The following is a 17653-nucleotide window of genomic DNA, read 5'->3' as shown; positions in this document are numbered from 1 at the left end:
CGGGGTGCGGATGGTCACCTACTTGCCGCCGGCGGCTTCGGCCGTCTTGGGCAGCTTGTCGGCGATCTCCTTCAGCAGCCGCTGAGCCGCCGCGGCCGATCCGGCCTTGTGCGGGTCGCCGGCGACCGGCCGCAGCAGGGCGTCGGCCTCGACATATTCGTGCTTCATGATCAGGGCCCGCGCCTCGGTCAGGGTGATGGTCTCGACCTGCGGCGCCAGCCGGTGCGCCTTGTCGAGCACCGTCAGCACGTTCTCGCTGGGATAGTGGGCCTCGACCGTCCGGCTGCGCGCATAGCCGTACAGCGTCTGGTAGCGCCCGCCGTCGAGCTTGAAGGCCTTGCCGAACTGGGCGCCGGCCGCCTTGTAGAGCTCTGTCTTGCGCTCGGGTGCGTCGTCGCCGGCCTGAAGGCGCGCCAGGCCCGCCAGCTCGAAGCCGACGGCGTCCTCGGGGTAGTCGACGGTGTACTGGTCGATCAGCGCCAACCCCTTGCCGAAGTCGCCGAAGGTCAGTTCGGCGCGGGCCAGGGCCAGCTTGGGCAGCCGCTGGTCGGGATAGCGCGTGGCGGCGGCCCGCACCTTGCCCAGCAGTTCCTCGCGCCATTTCTGGCGCTCGGCGCGCCCCTCGGCCATGGCCTTGGCGAGCTCGGCCTTCTCCTTGGCGTCCTTGCCGGACTTGTCCTTGCCGGGCTCGCCTTTGCCAGGCTCGTCCTCGTCGTCGGCGTCGACGGGCGCGTCGCGGCCGGCTTCGAGGCCGGCGGCGCGCAGCGACAGCTCGGCCAGCAGCAGGTCGTCGGCCGTCGGCGACAGCCGGGAGATCTCGATCCGCGGCGTGGGCAGGTCGGTCGCCGTGAACGACTTGTAGGGAATGGCCGAGGTGCTGTAAGCGCGCAGCTTGATCTGCAGCTGGGAGGCCGTGAGGCCGGTGACCTTCTCCATCGAGGTGACCGGATCGGCCCCGGCCCCGACGGCCTTCATGTAGGCCACCAGCTGCTGGTAGCGGTTCGGATCGCTGATGAAGTAGTGCGTCAGGAGCCAGGCCTGGGCGTAGAACATCGAGGCGCTTTCGCTGTCCCCGAGTTCGAAGGGCCGCTTGCTCAGCAGCTTGTCCATCGAGACCCATGGCCCGTAGACCACGTTCTCGCCGCGGGTCTCGTTGCGTCCCGCCTCGATCTTCTTGCCGACGATGGTGGCCGACCCGAAGTACTCGGCATAGCCCTCGACCAGCCACGACGGATAGCCATAGGGGAAGTACTGCATCATGAAATGGTGCACGTACTCGTGCTGGATCACATGGTCGTCGGCGCGCTGGCGCACCGCCATGGCGAAGATCTCGTCGACGTCGGCCTTGTAGAACCCCTGCACGCCGGAGCCGACAGTGGGCCAGACGATCTTGAATTCGGACGTGTTGCCGACGAGGTAGAGGGTCAGCTTGCGCGGCGGCACGCCGTCGATCGGCAGGCCGTGGCGAAAGCGCAGCCAGGAGTCGAACAGCTCCAGCTTGGCCACATAGTCGCGCAGCACCCCCTCGTCGCCGTTGCTGTAGATCGTGAAGCGCGGGCTCTCGGCCTTCAGCCAGCGACCGCCCTTGCCGGACTTGACCACCAGCCCCTCGATCGCGCCCACGTCCTGCGCCGACGCCTGGCCGGCAAAGCCGACGCCCATCGCCAGCGCCACGGCCAGAACCGTGGCCGCCTTAATCCCCCGAATCCCCATCACACACTCGATAATGCCACACTCGCTTCAACCTTAAGCTTCGCGGGGCGCCGATCAAGGGCGGCGTCGCATTCCTCGGACAAATGGGCGGGACGTGCCGGAAAGCGGGCAAAGGCGGCCTTCGCCAATACCCCTACACATCCGAAGGTTTTAGGATCATGCTGCCATCCAGCGCATGATCGTCACGAGAACGACGGCGCCAGGAGGAAACGCCATGGCCCTGGCCGAAGACCCTCGCCGCCATATCCGCCAACGCTCCCTGGGGCAAAGCACGCTTTGCCTGGGCACGGTGATCGCCGGACTTGTGGTCATCGCGATCGCCCTGAACATCCTGGCCGGCCTGCTGCTGTAGCGGCAGAAGGGTCGGGCGTTCGCGATCGTCCCGTCGGCGCGCGGTCCGGACATCCGGCCTGGCGCGCCCGTTGCGGGCTCTAGCGGGACGCGAGCGGCGTCAGGCCGCCAACCGCCGCCAGACCTGGCGGTCGGCTTCCAGATTGGTCAGCTGGCCGGCCTTCTGGCGTTGATGCAGCGTGGCCATCACCTCGATGCCGATCTGGGCGTAGCGCACCTGCACCTGTTCGATCAGGCAGCCCCGGGCCGGGGCGATGAACAGGGCGGCGTTGACCTCGGGCGACTTGGCGATCAGCAGGGCCGCCAGGCGCTTGGCCTTGTCAGGCTGCTTGAGGTGCAGCAGCGGCTCCTCGGCGTAGAGCTCCTTGCCCAACTCGGCGACGAAGTTCAGCGACAGGGCCGCGAAACGGTCGCGCGTCATCGGCGGCGACAGTTCGGCGGCGTCCAGGCTGAGCACGACGTCGTTCATCAGGAAGAGCATGGGCGGCTTGCGGGGGCTGCGAAGTGACCTGCGACAACCTGCCACGCCGGGCTTTCGGTCTGGTTTAGCGGCAGGGTTAATGCTGTGGATCGTTGCAATCTCGCCGTGCGAAATCAGTCCTCGACCGCCTCGGTGAGGAAGTGGCGCCCCTCGCGGTCCTCGATCTCCACCACCCAGACGTCCGGGTCGATGCGGGCGGCGCGCTCGGCATAGGCGTCGAGGTCGGGCTCGAAGTCGGACTTGGTCGGCTGCATCCACACCCGCTCGCCGTCGCCGCGCGTGGCCTCGCTGTAGAGCCGCACGGTTCCGGCCCGGCGGTCGACCACCTTGACCAGCACCGCCCCGGCCCGGGCGTCGCCCTTGCGCACGACCATGGCGAAGGCGCCGCCCAGCTCGGCGCGGCGGATCAGCGCGCCCACCCAGAGATCCGTCGAAAGAAGCATCGCTAACCGAACCGCAACCACGGGGCGCCTAAGGTGGCCCCGAAACATCCTGTCTCGCAGAATACGAGAAAATGACCACCGTGAAGACCTCCGCCCCGCGAAAGCGGCGCATGGCGGCGACGCTCGTCGCCGTAGCCGCCCTCGGCGCGGCCCAGGTCGCGGCGGCCACCCCCTCCGACCTCTTCTACGAACGCAGCCTGATGAGCGCCGCCGGCGCGCGCTGCGGCCTGTTCACGCCCTCGCTGTCGGGCGCCCTGGACGCCGGCCGCGCGCAGGCCCGGGGCGCGGCCCTGCGGGCCGGGGCCAGCGTCGAACAGCTGGACGGCGTGCAGCAGCGCGCCCACGCCAAGGCGGCCTCGGTGCCCTGCGCCTCCAAGGACCTGACCACGGCCGCCGGCCGGGTGCGCAAGGCCTTCGAAGGCTACGCCCTGCTGCAGCGGATGGACTATCCGGGCGACCGGGCGACCTGGCAGGCCGACCGCGCCAGCTCGGCCACCATCCCCTTCTGGCGGCTGTCGCAGCCCTCGGCCTTCGGCCCCGATCGGCTGATGTTCGGCCTGGCCGGCCGCAATGTCGAACTGCTGGCCGTGGCGACCTTCGCCGACGGCGCCCGGCCTTATGCCGCGCGCTTGGTCATGCGCGATCCGACCCGCACCCAGGGTCCCTATCTGAAGGCTCGCAACGGCGGCGGCCTGGCCGACAACGCCGCCCCGCGCGCCGCCAGCCGGGTGTTTGGGGCCGAGACCCGCGACGCCGTCCCCGCCCCCACCCTGCTGCCGACCGGCGCCAAGACCGGCATGGCCTTCCGCTTCCCGCGCGAGGCCGGCGACGTCATCGCCCGGCTCGACCCGCGCGAGGCGATCACCGTCGAGTTCCTGATCCAGGGCCGCGACGGCGACGTGGTGCGCCGGGCCTATGTCGAGGTCGGCGATTTCGCCGCCGGACGGGCCTTCCTGCGCGTCAGCTGACAGGTTTGGGCGCGCCGCATTTGGCCTGACGGCCGCCCGCGCCCATATTCGGTCCATGCTGCGTGTTCGCGTCATCGACCTGGAGACCGCCGGAAACGGCCCGCACGACGTCTGCGAGATCGGCTGGCAGGACGTGGTGCAGGACCCGGGCGGCCGCTGGCGCGTCGACGACGAGCGCGGATCGCGGCTGGTCAATCCCGGCCGCCCGATCTCGCCCGAGACCATGGCCGTCCACCACATCCTCGACGCCGACGTCGCCGGCGCGCCGTTCTGGAAGGACGCCTCGCCCGGCGTGCTGAAGCCCGAGGGCGGGGTGGCGGCCCTGGCGGCGCACCGCGCCAGCTTCGAGCAGCGCTACTGCACGCCCAACCTGGCCGGCGGGGCCGACTGGATCTGCACCTGGAAATGCGCCCTGCGCCTGTGGCCGCAGCTGTCCAGCTTCTCCAACCAGATGCTGCGCTACCAGCGCATGCCCGAGGGCCTGGTCCACGCGTGGGGCCTGCCCGCCCACCGCGCCCTGCCCGACGCCTATGTCACCGCCCACCACCTGCGCGACATGCTGAACGAGGCCTCGCTGGAGCAGCTGCTGGCCTGGAGCGCCGAGCCGGGCCTCCTGCCCCGCGTGCCGACCGGCCCGCATCGCGGCAAGGCCTGGGACCAGCTCGACGGCGATGCGCTGCAAGCCCTGGCCAAGGACCGAGACCGCGACCTCCGCTTCAGCGCCGAGACCGAGCTGCGGCGGCGGGGGGAGCTGGCGGAGCCGGATCCGGTGGAGCCAGCGCAGCGGACGTTGCTTTAAGGAGCACTCCCTCTCCCATAGGGAGAGGGTCTGTGAAAGCGCTCCTACCCCGCCGCCCCAGACGGCGCGATGCACTCGACCGGCTTGCCACTGGCGACGTCTTCACCGGGCTTGAGTTCGGCGACCAGGCCGTCGGTCATGCCCTTGGTCCACCATTGCAGGCCCTCGCCGACATAGCGCGCGCCGCTGGCCGACATGGCGACCGTCAGGGTGCGGGTCTTCCCGCCGTATTCGACGATGGCGGTCTTGTCGTCGGGATAGCGGGCCTTCAGCACCGAGGCGTCGGCGCAGGCGTAGACGATCTCCTTGACCGCCGGCGCGGCGGGCGTCGCCGGGGCGGGGCTGTGGGCCAGGGCGTCGGGGGTGGGCGCAGGCTTGGGCGCCTCGGTCTTCTTCTCGCAGGCGGCCAGGGCCAGCACGGCCAGGCCGGCGACGAACAGCGGGCGGATCATCTCAAGGCTCCCCGAAAAGCGAAGGTTCGACGCGCCTATAACGTCGGCTGGCCGACCTTCGTTGCCGATCACCGCCCCGAGGCCACGATCGCCTTCCACACCGCCAGGGCCTGGGTCATCTCGCGGACGTCGTGGACGCGGACGGCCTCGACGCCGCAGTCGGCGCCGTGCAGGTGGACGGCGAGGGAACCGCCCAGGCGGTCGCGGGCGTCCTGGGCGCGGGGGTCGATGGCGGCGATGAAGCGCTTGCGGCTGGCGCCCAGCAGCACCGGGTAGCCCAGGGCCACCAGGCGAGGCAGGGCGGCCAGCAGGGCCAGGTTATGCTCCAGCGTCTTGCCAAAGCCGATGCCCGGATCGAGCCAGATCTTCTCGCGCTCGACCCCGGCGGCCATGGCCGTCAGGGCGCGGGCCAGCAGGAAGGCCTCGACCTCGGCGACGACGTCGTCGTAGCGCGGCTCGTCCTGCATCGTGCCCGGCTCGCCGCGCATGTGCATGAGGATGACTTCGCAGCCCAGCTCGGCGGCGACCTCGGGGGCGTCCGGGGCGAAGCGCAGGGCCGCGACATCGTTCCAGATGTCGGCGCCGGCGGCGACGGCGGCGCGGGCCACGCCCGGCTTCATGGTGTCGATCGAGATCGCCACGTCGCTCTCGGCGCGGATGGCGCGGATCAGCGGGGCGACGCGGGCGATCTCTTCGGCTTCGGAGACCGGGTCGGCGCCCGGCCGGGTGCTCTCGCCGCCGATGTCGAGGATGGTCGCCCCGTCGTCGATCAGTCGACGGGCGTGGGACAGGGCGGCGGCGGGATCGAAGAACCGGCCGCCGTCCGAGAAGCTGTCGGGCGTGACATTGACCACGCCCATGACGCGCGGGACGGCATGGATCATGGCCGGTGGTTTAGACCCGCGCGGGCCGCCCGTCACGCGTCCTACCAGTCGATGAAGGTCGTGAAGTCGCCGATCATCGAGGTCCAGACGGCGAAGTCGTCGTCCAGGCCGGCCTGGGTGCGCCCGGCGTTGACGTTGACGTCGTACTCGATGTGGGGGTCGCCCTCGTCGTCGATATAGGCCTTCAGGTAGCGGTGATTGCGGTTCCACTCGTTGATCTTGGCGGCCGTCAGCGGGGCCTTGAGGTCGAAGCCGGCCGAGAACTGGATGGCCTTGCAGCGCGGCTTGGCCTCGCAGTCGTAGAAATAGATGCTGAAGGCCACGCCCTCGGCGGCGCTCTTGACCAGCGGGTCGCCGCTCTTGTCGGTGGTCAGCTCGGCCTTGTAGCCGGCGTCCTGCAGCCACTTGGCGACTTCGGGACCTGTCAGGCCGTCGTTGTGCAACACCACCGGCGCGGCGCTCGCGGCCAGCGGGGCGAGCGCGACCAGCGCTCCGGCGAACAGTCCGGCCATCGACGTCTTCATGGGCGCGCCCTTCGTTTCAGCTTTGCAAGAAAGCTCTACCGCCCCTCGCCCGCGAAGGCCAGGAGGCCCGAGCCTTGGCTGATGATCGGGGCCTGGCGACAGGCAAAACAAAAGCCGGACCCGACGAGCGGATCCGGCTTTCGCGGTTTCGAAGGTGCGCCGACGCCTTAGGCGGTGACGCCCGTGGGCGAGACCGGCACCGAGGCGACCGGACCGGTCGGTTTGTTGTCCTCGGGCTCCTCGCGGGTGGGCGCGACGCCCTTGGTGACGCCGATGATCTCGTCGCCGCTCAGGGTTTCGTACTCCAGCAGGGCCTTGGCCACCGCGTGCAGGTCTTCCAGCTTCTCGGTCAGGATCCGGCGGGCGTCGTCCTCGCCGCCCTTGACCAGGCGGCGGACCTCGGCGTCGATCTTGACCATGGTGTCGGGCGAGACGTTCTGGGTGCGGGCCACGGAGTGCCCCAGGAACACTTCTTCCTGGTTGTCGCCGTAGGCCACGGTGCCCAGGTCGTCGGAGAAGCCCCAGCGGGTGACCATGTTGCGGGCCAGGTTGGTGGCCGCGCTGATGTCGCTCGACGCGCCCGAGGTGATCTTCTCCTTGCCGAAGATCAGCTCTTCCGCCACGCGGCCGGCCATCATGATGGCCAGACGCGAGGTCATCATGTCGTAGCTCATCGAGTAGCGGTCGCCTTCCGGCAGCTGCATGACCATGCCCAGGGCGCGGCCGCGCGGCACGATGGTGGCCTTGTGGACCGGGTCGGCGACCGGGACGTTCAAGGCCACCAGGGCGTGGCCGCCCTCGTGATAGGCCGTCAGCTTCTTCTCGGCCTCGCTCATGGCCATCGAGCGGCGCTCGGCGCCCATCATGACCTTGTCCTTGGCGTGCTCGAAGTCGTGCATGGTGACCATGCGGCGGTTCTTGCGCGCGGCCGTCAGGGCGCCTTCGTTGACCAGGTTGGCAAGGTCCGCGCCCGAGAAGCCGGGGGTGCCGCGGGCCAGGGTCTTGACGTCGACGTCGGCGGCCAGCGGCACGTTCTTCATGTGCACGCGCAGGATCTTCTCGCGGCCGGCGACGTCGGGGTTGGGGACCACGACCTGGCGGTCGAAGCGGCCCGGACGCAGCAGCGCCGGATCCAGCACATCGGGACGGTTGGTGGCGGCGATCAGGATGATGCCTTCGTTGGCCTCGAAACCGTCCATCTCGACCAGCAGCTGGTTGAGGGTCTGCTCGCGCTCGTCGTTGCCGCCGCCCAGGCCGGCGCCGCGGTGGCGACCGACGGCGTCGATTTCGTCGATGAAGATGATGCAGGGGGCGTTCTTCTTGGCCTGCTCGAACATGTCGCGCACGCGGCTGGCGCCGACGCCGACGAACATCTCGACGAAGTCCGAACCGGAGATGGTGAAGAACGGCACGCCGGCTTCACCCGCCACGGCGCGGGCGATCAGGGTCTTGCCGGTGCCGGGAGGGCCGACCAGAAGGGCGCCCTTGGGGATCTTGCCGCCCAGGCGCTGGAACTTGGCCGGATCCTTCAGGAAGTCGACGACCTCCTGCAGTTCTTCCTTGGCCTCGTCCACACCGGCGACGTCGTCGAACAGCACGCGGTTCTTGTTTTCGGTCAGCAGGCGGGCCTTGGACTTGCCGAAGCCCATCGCGCCCTTCGTGCCGCCCTGCATCTGGCGCATGAAGAAGATCCACACGCCGATCAGCAGCAGGATCGGCAGCATATTCAGGAACAGGCCCAGGATGTTGAACTTGTTGGGGTCCTGGATCTGGATCTCGGCGTTGCGCGCCTCGAGCCGCTTGATCAGGTCCTCGTCGTTCGACGGGGCGTTGACGGTGTAGGTCGTCTTGCCGTCGGCCGCGGTCACCTTGACCTGCTGACCGTTGATCTCGGCTTTCTTGACCTGACCGTTGTCGATGTTCTTCAGCAGCTGGGAGTAGCTGGCGCCGCCGTCACGATGCACCGGGCTGCCCTGCCGCATCACGCTGTAGGCCATGATCAGAACGAACACGATCCCCAGCCAGATGGCCACATTCCTCAGATTCATACGCGTCGTCTTCCCAAAGCTATCGCTCGTCGACCCAAGATAGGACGACTGACGGCGTTTCGCCACGCGCGCGATATCAGGTCGCAGGTTCTTGATCGATGAAGCCGCATGCGGCTTCGAACCTTTCCCGGATCAGCACACGCGCGCGGACCGCGCTATCCCTTGCAAGGACCGGGCTAGAGGCCTGGCCGGCGGCATCGACGGCGACCGGCAGCATGGGTCGAAAGGCCGCCGGAAAATTCTTCAGCGCCAGCCTTTCTTCCGCCGGCAGACGGGCCGCCAGCCCCCCGAGCGCCCGGATCGTGACCAGTTGCGTCGCCGTCACGGCGTAGCGGCCGTCCCAGACGGCGGTCTCGCCGGCGGCCAGGACGAGGTCCGGAAGACCCTCTCGCCCCGCCTCGCGCCCGAACAGCGCGCCGGCCGCGTCGGCGACGATCCGCGCCCCGGCCAGGGTGGCCACGAAGGCCTCGCCGCCCCGCAGGCGCTCGACCAGCCGCGCCAGGCGATCGCCGCGCGGGGGAACGCTGGACCCCGCCGCGCACAGGCAGGCGGCGGCGACCTGGGCGGCGGAAGCGTCGCGCGGCAGGCGCAGGGCGTGCTCGCCCTCGACGGCCAGCGGCTTGGCGACCTCGGGTTTGGCCGGCGACGGCGGCGCCGCGCCGTCGAGCGCCACGCGGGCCCGGGCGCGGGCATAGCGGGGATCGCTGTTGGCCGGATCCTCCAGCCAGGTCTCGCCGCGCGCGGCCAGCCAGGCGCGCAGGGCCTGGCGGCGAACGCCGAGCAGCGGCCGCAGGACGAAGACGCCCCGCCCCTGCGGCCAGGCCGGCGACGGCGCCCAGTCGCGGGGATCGGAGACGGTCGAGCCCTCGGCCCGCATGAGGGCGGCTTCGGCCAGGTCGTCGGCGGTGTGGCCCAGCAGCAGGACCCTGGCGCCGGCGGCGCGGGCCGCCTCGGCGAGCAGGGCGTGGCGGGCGGCGCGGGCGGCCGCGGGCAGGCCCGTCGACGGCTTGTCGCCGATCCAGTGCAGGGCGCGGGCGTCGGCGCCGAGCGCCCGGGCCCTGGCGAGGGCGTCGGCGGTCCAGGCGTTGCTGGCGGGGTTGAGGCCGTGATCGACGGTCAGGGCCAGGACCGGCCGTCCGCGCGGGGTCGCCCAGTCCAGCGTCAGGCGCAGCAGGGCCAGGCTGTCGCTGCCGCCTGAAAAGCCGACGGCCAGGGGCGTGATCGCCCCCGGCCGCAGGCGCCGTTCCAGGACGGCGGCGAAGCTTGGAAAGTCGGGCTCGCCGATCAGGCCGCGCACTTGGCCTGGGCGCGGGTGCTCTTGGCCTTGCCGACCACGTCGGCCGAGGCCTTCGGATAGCGCTTGGTCAGCTCGTCCAGGGTGCGGCAGGCGTCGGCGGGCTTCTTCAGGGCCACCAGCGAGCGCGACAGCTTCAGCACGGCGTTGGGCGCCCAGCTGGTCTGCGGCCAGCCGCGCACCGCGCCCAGATAGGCGCCGGCCGCGTCGCCATAGGCCTCGCGCACGAACAGGGTCTCGCCCAGCCAGTAACGGGCCTCCGGCGCCTTGGCGTCGTCGGGATAGGCGGACACGAAGCTGTTGAAGGCCCCTTCGGCGCCGGCGTAGTCGCCGTCCAGCAGCAGCTGGCGGGCCTGCTTGAAGGCCGTGGCCGGATCGGCCGGCGGCGGCGGCGGGGGCGGCGGGATCTGGGCCGCGGCGGCCGTGGCGGCGGCGGTCTCCAGCGTGGTGATCTTGCCCTCGAGCGCGGCCAGGCGCTGCTCCAGCTGGTCGGCGCGCGCCTTCTGGCCTTCGTTGCCGCGACGCGCCTGATCCAGATCGTGGGTCAGGGTCTCGTTCTGGCCGTTCATCCGCTGGATGGTCTGCTCGAGGTCCGAGATCCGGTCGTTGAGGGCGGCGATCTGGGCGTCGGTCTCCGCGGTCTGGACGACCACCGGCTTGCCGGTGTCGCGCCCCTGGAAGACGATCGCCCGCAGCTCGCGCACGACCTTCTCCATCTTCTCGATGCGCTTGGCCGAACGGTCGTCCAGCGGATCGGGCATCGGCGTCTGGGCCAGGGCCGGCGCGGCGACGGCGAGCAGCAGGGCGGAGGCGAGGAGCGCGGATTTCAGCTTCATGTCGACGATTATGCCCTGGTTGCGGACAAAAGTGCGGCCGGATTAGTGGGACCAGACGGAAAGAAGGCCCTCCCCCGGGGTTCGGGAAAGGGCCTTCGATCGGTCAGGCTAGAGCCTTAGCGCGCGCCGTCGGTGATGGCGGTACGGGCGTTACGGTTCTTGGCCCAGGCGGTTTCGTCCGTGCCCGGATCGAGCGGACGCTCCTTGCCGAACGAGATCGTCTCGATGCGCGAGGCGGCGACGCCTTGGCCGACGAGGAACTCGCGGACGGCGTTGGCGCGACGGGCGCCCAGGGCCAGGTTGTACTCGCGGGTGCCGCGTTCGTCGGCGTTGCCCTCGATGCGGACCTTGACGCTCGAATAGCGGTTCAGCCACTGGGCCTGGCCGGCCAGCAGCGGCTGGGCGTCGGCGCGGACCGTGTATTCATCGGTGTCGAAATAGACGCGGTCGCCGACATTGACCACGAAGTCCTGGATCGTGCCGGGCAGCGGGCCCTGCGGGGTCGGATCCGGAGCCGGGGTCGTCGGGGTGTAGGGACGTTCCGGCGCCGGCTGCTGCGGCGCGACCGGCTCGGCCGGACCAGCGGGCTTCGGCCGCGAGGTACAGGCGGCCAGCGAGGCGACGGCAAGGCCGATCAGCGCCAGTCGGGCAGCGCCCTTGGTGTCGAAGCTCATCCAGTATCTCCTCAAGTCTAAATACGGCCTGGGTTCAAACTCTTACCGGCGTTGCTGTAGCTTCGCCCCGCAAAAACGCTCCCTCGACCTCACAATGGCGTCAGGTTGGTGACGTTCCACCTCGTTTCACCTGTCGGGTGACACCTTCCGGGTGAATGGCGGATGAACAGCAACGCTCCAACGCGCCGGGCCTGTGGAAAGTTGCGAAACCTTCTTACAAGCCGTGCATCGCAGCCCGCGATCAGTCCAGAAGCGGCGACCAGGCCGGATCCGACGCCGCGCCGGGATAGGCCGCCGGACGCAGGATCCGGCCGGTGATGTCGACGGTCCACAGACGCGGATTGCCGGCGCTGCCCTCGCGGAAGAACATCAGCACCCGGCCGTTCGGCGCCCAGGTGGGGCCCTCGTCCAAATAGCTGGTGGTCAGCAGGCGCTCGCCGCCGCCGTCGGTGGCCATGACGCCGATGTGGAACTGGCCGCCGGTCTGCTTGGTGAAGGCGATGTAGTCGCCGCGCGGGCTCCAGACCGGAGTCGTATAGCGGCCGCCGCCGTAGGAGATGCGGCGCACGCCCGAGCCGTCGGCGTTCATCACGTAGAGCTGGGCCTGGCCGCCGCGGTCGGAGTTGAAGACGATCTTGCTGCCGTCCGGCGAGAACGACGGCGAGGTGTCGATGGCCGGGTCGGTGGTGATGCGGGTCGACTGGCGGGTGCGCAGGTCGAGCACGTAGATGTCGCTGTTGCCGCCCTTCTCGACCGAGAAGGCCACCTTCTTGCCGTCGGGCGAGAAGCGCGGGGCGAACACCATGCCGGGGAAGCGGCCGACCGTCTCCTGGCGGTTGGTCTGCAGGTTCAGCAGGTAGATGCTCGACCCCGTCGGCCGCAGGGCCATGTAGGTCAGCTCCTGGCTGGTGGCCGAGAAGCGCGGGGTCATCACGATCGACGAGCCGTCGGTGATGTACTGCGGGTTGGCGCCGTCCTGGTCCATGATGCCCAGGCGCTTGACGCGGGCGAGTTTCGGGCCGCTCTCGGCGACGAAGGCCACGCGAGTGTCGAAATAGCCCTTCTCGCCGGTCAGGCGCTCATAGACGGCGTCGCTGATCTTGTGGGCCACCCGGCGCCAGTTCTCGGCGGTCGAGGTGAATTGCAGGCCCAGCAACTGCTGCTGGCTGAAGGTGTCCCACAGACGGAAGTCGACGCGCAGCGAGCCGTCGGCGCCGACCGTCACCTGGCCGTTGATCAGCGCCTGGGCGCCGGTGGCCTGCCAGTCTGGGAAGCGCGGCTGGACGTTGACGTCGGTCAGCTTGTCGGTGACGCCGCCGACGTTGAGCGGTTGAAACAGGCCCGAGCGCTCGAGATTGCCGCTGATGACCTGGGCGATGTCGGCCCCGCGCTGGGCGCCGGCGAAGGCCGGGATGGCCACCGGCATCGGCTTGACCGCGCCCTTGTCGATGTCGATCTCGATCTGGGCGGCGGCCACGCCCGGCAGGGCGGCGATCGCGCCGAAGCCGGCCAGGGCCAGGCTCATGGCCAGAAGCGGCGTGGCGAGGCGGCGCTTGACGCTCTGGGCGGGGGCGCTGGCGGTCATCGTCGGGCTTCCTTCCATCATCGTGTTCGTTGTCGTTAGTGCGTGGCCCTCGTCCTTCGACAAGCTCAGGATGAGGACCAATTTCAGGCTCGGCGGCAGAAAAACCTCATCCTGAGCCTGTCGAAGGACGAGGTTTTCATCTCAGACCCCTAGCGCGCGGCGCAGGCGTCGCGCGCCTTGAAGTTCAAGGTGAGCTGCTGGTTGTAGTAGTCGGGCGGCAGGCCCTCGAACGGCGCCGACTGGAACACCGCGCGGATCGCCCGCTCGGCCTCGGTGCGCGTGATGGTGTCGCCGGAGTTCTCGGCCCCGCCGGCCGTGACCTGGCCGGCCACGCGGCCGTTGGCGGCGAGCTTGAAGCTGAGCTTGATCTGCATCGAACCGCCGCCCACGACCTCGCAGTTGGGGTTCCAGCGCCGCTGGATCTCGTCCTTCATGCCGCTGATCGCCGCCGTTTGCAGGGCCGTCATCGCGCCGGTGCCGGGACGGGCCTGGTTGGCGGTCTCGGCGCGGTTGGTCTGGCCCTGGGGCGCCGAGGAGTTCGGCTTGCCGGCCGGCTTGGCCGTCTTCGACAGGGTCTTTTCCATCGACGAGAAGAAGTCGGCCTCCGGCTTTGCCGGGGTCGGATTCTGAGGCGTGGGCTTTTGCGGCTGCACCGGCTTGGGCGTCGGGGTCGGCGACGGCTTGGGCGGCACGGGGGCCGGCGCGGGCCTGGGCGTCGGCTGCGGCTTGGGCGGCGCCGGCTGCGGCGTCGGCGCGGGGATCGGGGCCGGCGGCTGGGGCGTGGCGTCGGGCACGGGCTCGATGGTCTCGGCCGGCTGCTCGACCGGGTCCTCGATGGCGGGACGCACGTTGGTCGGCCCTTCGGTGACGATGGTCACGGGCACGCTCTCGCCGATGACGATCGGCTTGGAGGTCTTCCACGGCCAGCCGATCATCACCGCCGCCACCACGAGGCCGTGGAGGGCGACCGAGCCGATCAGCGCCGGCGACAGGTTGTTGCGGTCCTCGCGCATCAGCCGTCGGTGTTCCCTATTGCGCCGGGCGCAGGTCGTCGCCGCCCGCGGGCCGCGCGTCCTGCGGCGCCGCGCCCGAGGTCGGGCCGCCGGTGTCGGTCAGCAGGTTGATCTTGGTGAAGCCGGCCTTCGAGAGGGCGGCCATCACCTGGGCGACCACCTCGTAGGGGGCCTTGCCGTCGGCGCGCACATAGATCGGCTTGTCGGTCGTATCGCCGGCCTTGGCCGTGACCACCGACGCGAAGTCGGCGAACGGGGCTTGGTCCTCGCCGATGAACACCGCGCCGTCGTGGCGGACCGACACGGTGATCGGCTCCTGCTCGTTCTTCAGCGCGCCGGCCTCGGTCTTGGGCAGCTCCAGCTCGACGCCCGAGGTCAAGAGCGGCGCCGAGATCATGAAGATGATCAGCAGCACCAGCATCACGTCGACAAGCGGCGTGACGTTGATCTCGGACAGGGCGCCCTTGCCGCGCCGGCGACGGCGGCGGCCGCGACCGCCGCCCGAGGTGGCGAAGGCGTCGTTGGAAGACATCGCCATCGGATCAGACCCGGTCCGACAGGCGACGCTGAATGGCGGTCGACAGGTCGTCGGCGAAGTTCTCCAGGCGGCCGGCGTACTTGCCCGCGTCGGTCGAGAACTTGTTGTAGGCGATATAGGCCGGGATGGCGGCGATCAGGCCGATGGCGGTGGCGAACAGGGCCTCGGCGATCGACGGGGCGACCACGGTCAGCGAGGTGTTCTTGGCCGCGGCGATGCTCTGGAAGGCGTGCATGATGCCCCAGACGGTGCCGAACAGGCCGACGAACGGCGAGGCGGTGGCGACGATGGCCAGGCTGCCCAGGCCTTCCTCGGCCTTGGCGCTCTCGCGGGCGATCTGGGTGTCGAGCACGCGGTCGATGCGCTGGCTGAGCAGGGCCACCTGGCCTTCGCTCTGGATGCCCTTGGCCTTGGCCTCGCGCCACTCCTTCAGCGCCGCCTGCAGCATGCGCGGCAGGGCGTGGCGCGGGTTCGACCCGGCCTCGCCGGCGACGTCTTCCAGCGAGCGGCCCGAACCGACCTGCTCCTCGAAGCGGTTGGCGGCGCGGTTGAGGGCCGAGAAGCGGAACAGCTTGTCGAGGATCACGGCCCACGAGCCCAGCGAGGCGAGGATCAGCCCGATCATCACCAGCTTGACCACCCAGTCGGCGTTCAGGAACAGGGTGATGAAGGAGAAGCTTTCGGGGCTGGCGGCGGCGTCCATGCGGGTTTCTGCTCCGTTGGGGCGTCAGTCTAGGGCGCGTCAGGCGAAGTGTGCGAGGTTCGCCGCCTGGATGCGCCCCAGGCTCAAAAGTGATGGGTCTGCGCCCTTACTGCATGAAGCGGGGCAATGTTGAAACTATGACATTGGTTGCAGGCGGCCCATTTTTCACCAACCGACGATCTGCATTCCAGGTTCGCGCCGGTTCAGGCCTCTTCGGGCGCCAGCCAGGGCGTCACCTTGGCGGTCATCTCGGCCGACGGCTTGCGCGGACGGCCGTCCAGGGTGATGCAGACCGCCTCGACATTGGCAGCGCAAACCAGGTCCTCGCCGCGGGTGATCCATTGCCGGGCCAAGAGGCGCACGCCCTTGATGCGGTTCCAGACGGTGTGCACCACCAGGGCGTCGTCGACCCTGGCGGCGCGCTTGAAGTCGATCTCCATGCGGGTGATGGCGAAGGCCGTGTCGATCGCCGCCAGCTCGGTATGCGACACCCCGATCATCCGGAAGAAGTCGCTGCGCCCGCGCTCGAAATAGCGCAGGTAGTTGGCGTGATAGACGATCCCCGAGAAGTCGGTGTCCTCGTAATAGATGCGGACGGGCAGCTGGTGCTCGCGATCGACGAAGACGCCGGCGGTGGGGGTCGGTTCCTGGCTCATCGGGACCTCTTTTAATCGCTTCGCTGCTCGGGGCGAGGCTGGTTTCGCGTCAAACCCCGACCTCCTCCACCGGCCCGCCCTCCAGCGCCTGCTGGGCGTGAGCGATCAGGAGCAGGCGCTCGTCGCGATAGGCGTAGTTGCTGAAGACCACCGCATAGAGGCCCCAGCCGCCCAGGAACAGGCACCACAGCCCAAACAGGATCACGTGGACCGCGGTGAGGCCGCCGGCGTCTCTCGCGAGGGGACCGAACACGAGCCAGGCCGAAAAGGCGGCTATGATCGCGATGCCGATAGCCAGCCCCTGAGGGAAACGTTTGCTCGGCGACCGCATGCGGCAGGTGACCAGCGTTCCCTCGCCGTCGGCGACCCAGTCCATCCGCAGCGGGATCGGCGCGTATCCCTGACGCTCGCAGCGATAGATCCTGGCCCAATCCAGACCGACCTGGCCGATCACTTCCCCGATCCGGGTCTCGTCCGGACCGCCTACAGCGGCCTCCAGGCGCTCACGCGCCGCCTCGGGCGGGAACGGCGTACGGAAGCGCCAGGCGACGCTGTCGGTCGCCTTGGCCCTATTCATCCCCAAACAGCCCGCCCTGCGCCGCCGGCGGCGGGGCGGCCGGCGGGGTCAGGCCCAGGTGCAGATAGGCCTTGCCGCAGGCCATGCGGCCGCGCGGGGTGCGCTGGATGAAGCCCTGCTGCATCAGGTAGGGCTCGATGACGTCTTCGACGGCGTCGCGGGCCTCGGCGATGGCGTAGGCGATGGTCTCCACGCCCACCGGTCCGCCGCCATAGTGCTCGATCATGGCCCGCAGATAGCGGCGGTCGAGGCTGTCGAGGCCGCTCTCGTCGACTTCCAGGCGGGCCAGGGCCATGGCGGCGACCTTGCGGTCGATGACCTCGGCGGCGTCGGCGGTGGCGAAGTCGCGCACGCGGCGCAGCAGGCGGCCGGCGACGCGGGGGGTGCCGCGCGCGCGCTTGGCGATCTCGTCGGCGCCGTCTTCCGACAGCGGCGCGCCCATCTTGCGGGCGGCGTGCAGCAGCACGTGGCGCAGCTCTCGCGGGGTGTAGAATTCCAGCCGCACCGGAATGCCGAAACGGTCGCGCAGCGGCGTGGCCAGCATGCCGGCCCGGGTCGTCGCCGCCACCAGGGTGAAGGGCGCCAGGTCGATGCGGATCGAGCGGGCCGACGGCCCTTCCCCGATCACCAGGTCGAGCACGTGGTCCTCCATCGCCGGATAGAGGATCTCCTCGACGTTGGACGACAGCCGGTGGATCTCGTCGATGAACAGGACGTCGTTGGGCTCGAGATTGGTCAGGATGGCCGCGAGATCGCCGGGCTTGTTCAGCACCGGGCCGGAGGTGGCGCGGAAGTTCACCCCCAGTTCGCGGGCGACGATCTGGGCCAGGGTGGTCTTGCCCAGGCCCGGCGGGCCAAACAGCAGCACGTGGTCGAGGGACTCGCCCCGGCCCTTGGCCGCCTCGATGAAGATCCGCAGATTGGCCTTGGCCTGCTCCTGGCCGACGAACTCGGCCAGGGTCTGGGGCCGCATGGCGCGGTCGGTCGCGCCGGGGATCTGCTCGCCGTGCTGGGCTTCGCCGGAGATGATGCGGGTCATTGGGCGAAGACCCCCCCAGACCCGCCGCCCCCCCTCCCCCAGACGGGGAGGATATTAACCGCGGAAAAACAACCC

20 protein-coding genes are annotated in these 17653 nt (G+C 69.8%); 3 read left to right on the top strand and 17 right to left on the bottom strand.

The genetic code is table 11. From position 1 onward, the window contains the following. Positions 1-18: 18 nt before the first annotated feature. Positions 19-1713: a tetratricopeptide repeat protein gene (locus I4Q42_RS22930; protein WP_198578414.1), complete on the bottom strand. Its 1695-nt coding sequence runs from the start codon at positions 1711-1713 to the stop codon at positions 19-21. A gap of 214 nt (positions 1714-1927) precedes the next feature. Between I4Q42_RS22930 and I4Q42_RS22925 the strand changes: the two genes are divergently transcribed. Further along, positions 1928-2065 (top strand): hypothetical protein, encoded by a 138-nt coding sequence (locus I4Q42_RS22925; RefSeq protein ID WP_198578413.1) that lies wholly within the window; start codon positions 1928-1930, stop codon positions 2063-2065. 99 nt (positions 2066-2164) lie between these two features. Here I4Q42_RS22925 and I4Q42_RS22920 read toward each other — a convergent pair whose 3' ends face one another. Further along, positions 2165-2545, bottom strand: coding sequence for a hypothetical protein (locus I4Q42_RS22920; RefSeq protein WP_198578412.1), 381 nt, complete (start codon positions 2543-2545; stop codon positions 2165-2167). A gap of 113 nt (positions 2546-2658) precedes the next feature. Next, positions 2659-2988: a DUF1491 family protein gene (locus I4Q42_RS22915; RefSeq protein WP_198578411.1), complete on the bottom strand. Its 330-nt coding sequence runs from the start codon at positions 2986-2988 to the stop codon at positions 2659-2661. Between the two features lie 71 nt (positions 2989-3059). Here I4Q42_RS22915 and I4Q42_RS22910 point away from each other — a divergent pair, with 71 nt between their 5' ends. Then, on the top strand, positions 3060-3956 hold the full coding sequence (locus I4Q42_RS22910; RefSeq protein WP_232793371.1) for a hypothetical protein: 897 nt from the start codon (positions 3060-3062) through the stop codon (positions 3954-3956). A gap of 55 nt (positions 3957-4011) precedes the next feature. Next, entirely contained in the window at positions 4012-4755 is a 744-nt protein-coding gene (locus I4Q42_RS22905; RefSeq protein ID WP_198578410.1) for a DNA polymerase III subunit epsilon, read from the top strand. A 44-nt stretch (positions 4756-4799) separates the two neighbouring features. Here the strand turns inward: I4Q42_RS22905 and I4Q42_RS22900 are convergent, their stop codons facing one another. The 14 genes from I4Q42_RS22900 to ruvB all read right to left on the bottom strand — a co-directional run bounded on the left by I4Q42_RS22900 (position 4800) and on the right by ruvB (position 17578). Then, positions 4800-5207 (bottom strand): MliC family protein, encoded by a 408-nt coding sequence (locus I4Q42_RS22900; protein WP_198578409.1) that lies wholly within the window; start codon positions 5205-5207, stop codon positions 4800-4802. Between the two features lie 68 nt (positions 5208-5275). Next, positions 5276-6091 (bottom strand): dihydropteroate synthase, encoded by an 816-nt coding sequence (gene folP / locus I4Q42_RS22895; RefSeq protein ID WP_198578408.1) that lies wholly within the window; start codon positions 6089-6091, stop codon positions 5276-5278. Between the two features lie 41 nt (positions 6092-6132). Next, positions 6133-6603: a YbjN domain-containing protein gene (locus I4Q42_RS22890; protein ID WP_232793370.1), complete on the bottom strand. Its 471-nt coding sequence runs from the start codon at positions 6601-6603 to the stop codon at positions 6133-6135. Between the two features lie 179 nt (positions 6604-6782). Then, positions 6783-8663 (bottom strand): ATP-dependent zinc metalloprotease FtsH, encoded by a 1881-nt coding sequence (gene ftsH / locus I4Q42_RS22885; protein ID WP_198578406.1) that lies wholly within the window; start codon positions 8661-8663, stop codon positions 6783-6785. A 76-nt stretch (positions 8664-8739) separates the two neighbouring features. Beyond that, complete coding sequence (gene tilS, locus I4Q42_RS22880; protein ID WP_232793376.1) at positions 8740-9951, bottom strand: tRNA lysidine(34) synthetase TilS; 1212 nt, start codon at positions 9949-9951, stop codon at positions 8740-8742. Continuing rightward, positions 9948-10793 (bottom strand): tol-pal system protein YbgF, encoded by an 846-nt coding sequence (gene ybgF, locus I4Q42_RS22875; RefSeq protein ID WP_198578405.1) that lies wholly within the window; start codon positions 10791-10793, stop codon positions 9948-9950. The genes tilS and ybgF overlap by 4 nt, the downstream gene beginning before the upstream one ends. 116 nt (positions 10794-10909) lie before the next feature. Beyond that, positions 10910-11482, bottom strand: a complete 573-nt coding sequence (gene pal / locus I4Q42_RS22870; RefSeq protein ID WP_198578404.1) for a peptidoglycan-associated lipoprotein Pal — start codon at positions 11480-11482, stop codon at positions 10910-10912. A gap of 226 nt (positions 11483-11708) precedes the next feature. Beyond that, positions 11709-13052 carry a Tol-Pal system beta propeller repeat protein TolB gene (tolB, locus tag I4Q42_RS22865; protein WP_198578403.1) on the bottom strand — a complete coding sequence of 448 codons (1344 nt, stop codon included), beginning with the start codon at positions 13050-13052 and terminating at the stop codon, positions 11709-11711. A 149-nt stretch (positions 13053-13201) separates the two neighbouring features. Continuing rightward, positions 13202-14065 carry an energy transducer TonB gene (locus tag I4Q42_RS22860; protein ID WP_198578402.1) on the bottom strand — a complete coding sequence of 288 codons (864 nt, stop codon included), beginning with the start codon at positions 14063-14065 and terminating at the stop codon, positions 13202-13204. A gap of 16 nt (positions 14066-14081) precedes the next feature. Continuing rightward, a complete protein-coding gene (locus I4Q42_RS22855) occupies positions 14082-14603 on the bottom strand; it encodes an ExbD/TolR family protein (RefSeq protein ID WP_198578401.1) in 522 nt (173 codons plus the stop codon). A gap of 4 nt (positions 14604-14607) precedes the next feature. After that, entirely contained in the window at positions 14608-15306 is a 699-nt protein-coding gene (tolQ, locus tag I4Q42_RS22850; RefSeq protein ID WP_198578400.1) for a protein TolQ, read from the bottom strand. Between the two features lie 203 nt (positions 15307-15509). After that, complete coding sequence (locus I4Q42_RS22845) at positions 15510-15962, bottom strand: YbgC/FadM family acyl-CoA thioesterase (RefSeq protein WP_269816539.1); 453 nt, start codon at positions 15960-15962, stop codon at positions 15510-15512. A 49-nt stretch (positions 15963-16011) separates the two neighbouring features. Then, positions 16012-16539: a hypothetical protein gene (locus I4Q42_RS22840; RefSeq protein WP_198578399.1), complete on the bottom strand. Its 528-nt coding sequence runs from the start codon at positions 16537-16539 to the stop codon at positions 16012-16014. Next, positions 16532-17578: a Holliday junction branch migration DNA helicase RuvB gene (gene ruvB / locus I4Q42_RS22835; RefSeq protein ID WP_198578398.1), complete on the bottom strand. Its 1047-nt coding sequence runs from the start codon at positions 17576-17578 to the stop codon at positions 16532-16534. Before ruvB ends, I4Q42_RS22840 begins: the two co-directional genes overlap by 8 nt. Positions 17579-17653: the final 75 nt, after the last annotated feature.

Origin of the sequence: Caulobacter hibisci (genome assembly GCF_016135805.1) — a bacterium.
GTDB lineage: Bacteria > Pseudomonadota > Alphaproteobacteria > Caulobacterales > Caulobacteraceae > Caulobacter > Caulobacter hibisci.
Note: the sequence above shows the minus strand (reverse complement) of the source record. Positions and strands in the feature narration are given on the sequence as shown.

Excerpts from the sequence above, each read along its gene's own strand:
- I4Q42_RS22930 (WP_198578414.1), bottom strand. The coding sequence starts at position 1,713 with ATGGGGATTCGGGGGATTAAGGCGGCCACGGTTCTGGCCGTGGCGCTG.
- I4Q42_RS22925 (WP_198578413.1), top strand. The coding sequence starts at position 1,928 with ATGGCCCTGGCCGAAGACCCTCGCCGCCATATCCGCCAACGCTCCCTG.
- I4Q42_RS22920 (WP_198578412.1), bottom strand. The coding sequence starts at position 2,545 with ATGCTCTTCCTGATGAACGACGTCGTGCTCAGCCTGGACGCCGCCGAA.
- I4Q42_RS22915 (WP_198578411.1), bottom strand. The coding sequence starts at position 2,988 with ATGCTTCTTTCGACGGATCTCTGGGTGGGCGCGCTGATCCGCCGCGCC.
- I4Q42_RS22910 (WP_232793371.1), top strand. The coding sequence starts at position 3,060 with ATGACCACCGTGAAGACCTCCGCCCCGCGAAAGCGGCGCATGGCGGCG.
- I4Q42_RS22905 (WP_198578410.1), top strand. The coding sequence starts at position 4,012 with ATGCTGCGTGTTCGCGTCATCGACCTGGAGACCGCCGGAAACGGCCCG.
- I4Q42_RS22900 (WP_198578409.1), bottom strand. The coding sequence starts at position 5,207 with ATGATCCGCCCGCTGTTCGTCGCCGGCCTGGCCGTGCTGGCCCTGGCC.
- folP (WP_198578408.1), bottom strand. The coding sequence starts at position 6,091 with ATGATCCATGCCGTCCCGCGCGTCATGGGCGTGGTCAATGTCACGCCC.
- I4Q42_RS22890 (WP_232793370.1), bottom strand. The coding sequence starts at position 6,603 with ATGGCCGGACTGTTCGCCGGAGCGCTGGTCGCGCTCGCCCCGCTGGCC.
- ftsH (WP_198578406.1), bottom strand. The coding sequence starts at position 8,663 with ATGAATCTGAGGAATGTGGCCATCTGGCTGGGGATCGTGTTCGTTCTG.
- ybgF (WP_198578405.1), bottom strand. The coding sequence starts at position 10,793 with ATGAAGCTGAAATCCGCGCTCCTCGCCTCCGCCCTGCTGCTCGCCGTC.
- tolB (WP_198578403.1), bottom strand. The coding sequence starts at position 13,052 with ATGACCGCCAGCGCCCCCGCCCAGAGCGTCAAGCGCCGCCTCGCCACG.
- I4Q42_RS22860 (WP_198578402.1), bottom strand. The coding sequence starts at position 14,065 with ATGCGCGAGGACCGCAACAACCTGTCGCCGGCGCTGATCGGCTCGGTC.
- I4Q42_RS22855 (WP_198578401.1), bottom strand. The coding sequence starts at position 14,603 with ATGGCGATGTCTTCCAACGACGCCTTCGCCACCTCGGGCGGCGGTCGC.
- tolQ (WP_198578400.1), bottom strand. The coding sequence starts at position 15,306 with ATGGACGCCGCCGCCAGCCCCGAAAGCTTCTCCTTCATCACCCTGTTC.
- I4Q42_RS22845 (WP_269816539.1), bottom strand. The coding sequence starts at position 15,962 with ATGAGCCAGGAACCGACCCCCACCGCCGGCGTCTTCGTCGATCGCGAG.
- I4Q42_RS22840 (WP_198578399.1), bottom strand. The coding sequence starts at position 16,539 with ATGAATAGGGCCAAGGCGACCGACAGCGTCGCCTGGCGCTTCCGTACG.
- ruvB (WP_198578398.1), bottom strand. The coding sequence starts at position 17,578 with ATGACCCGCATCATCTCCGGCGAAGCCCAGCACGGCGAGCAGATCCCC.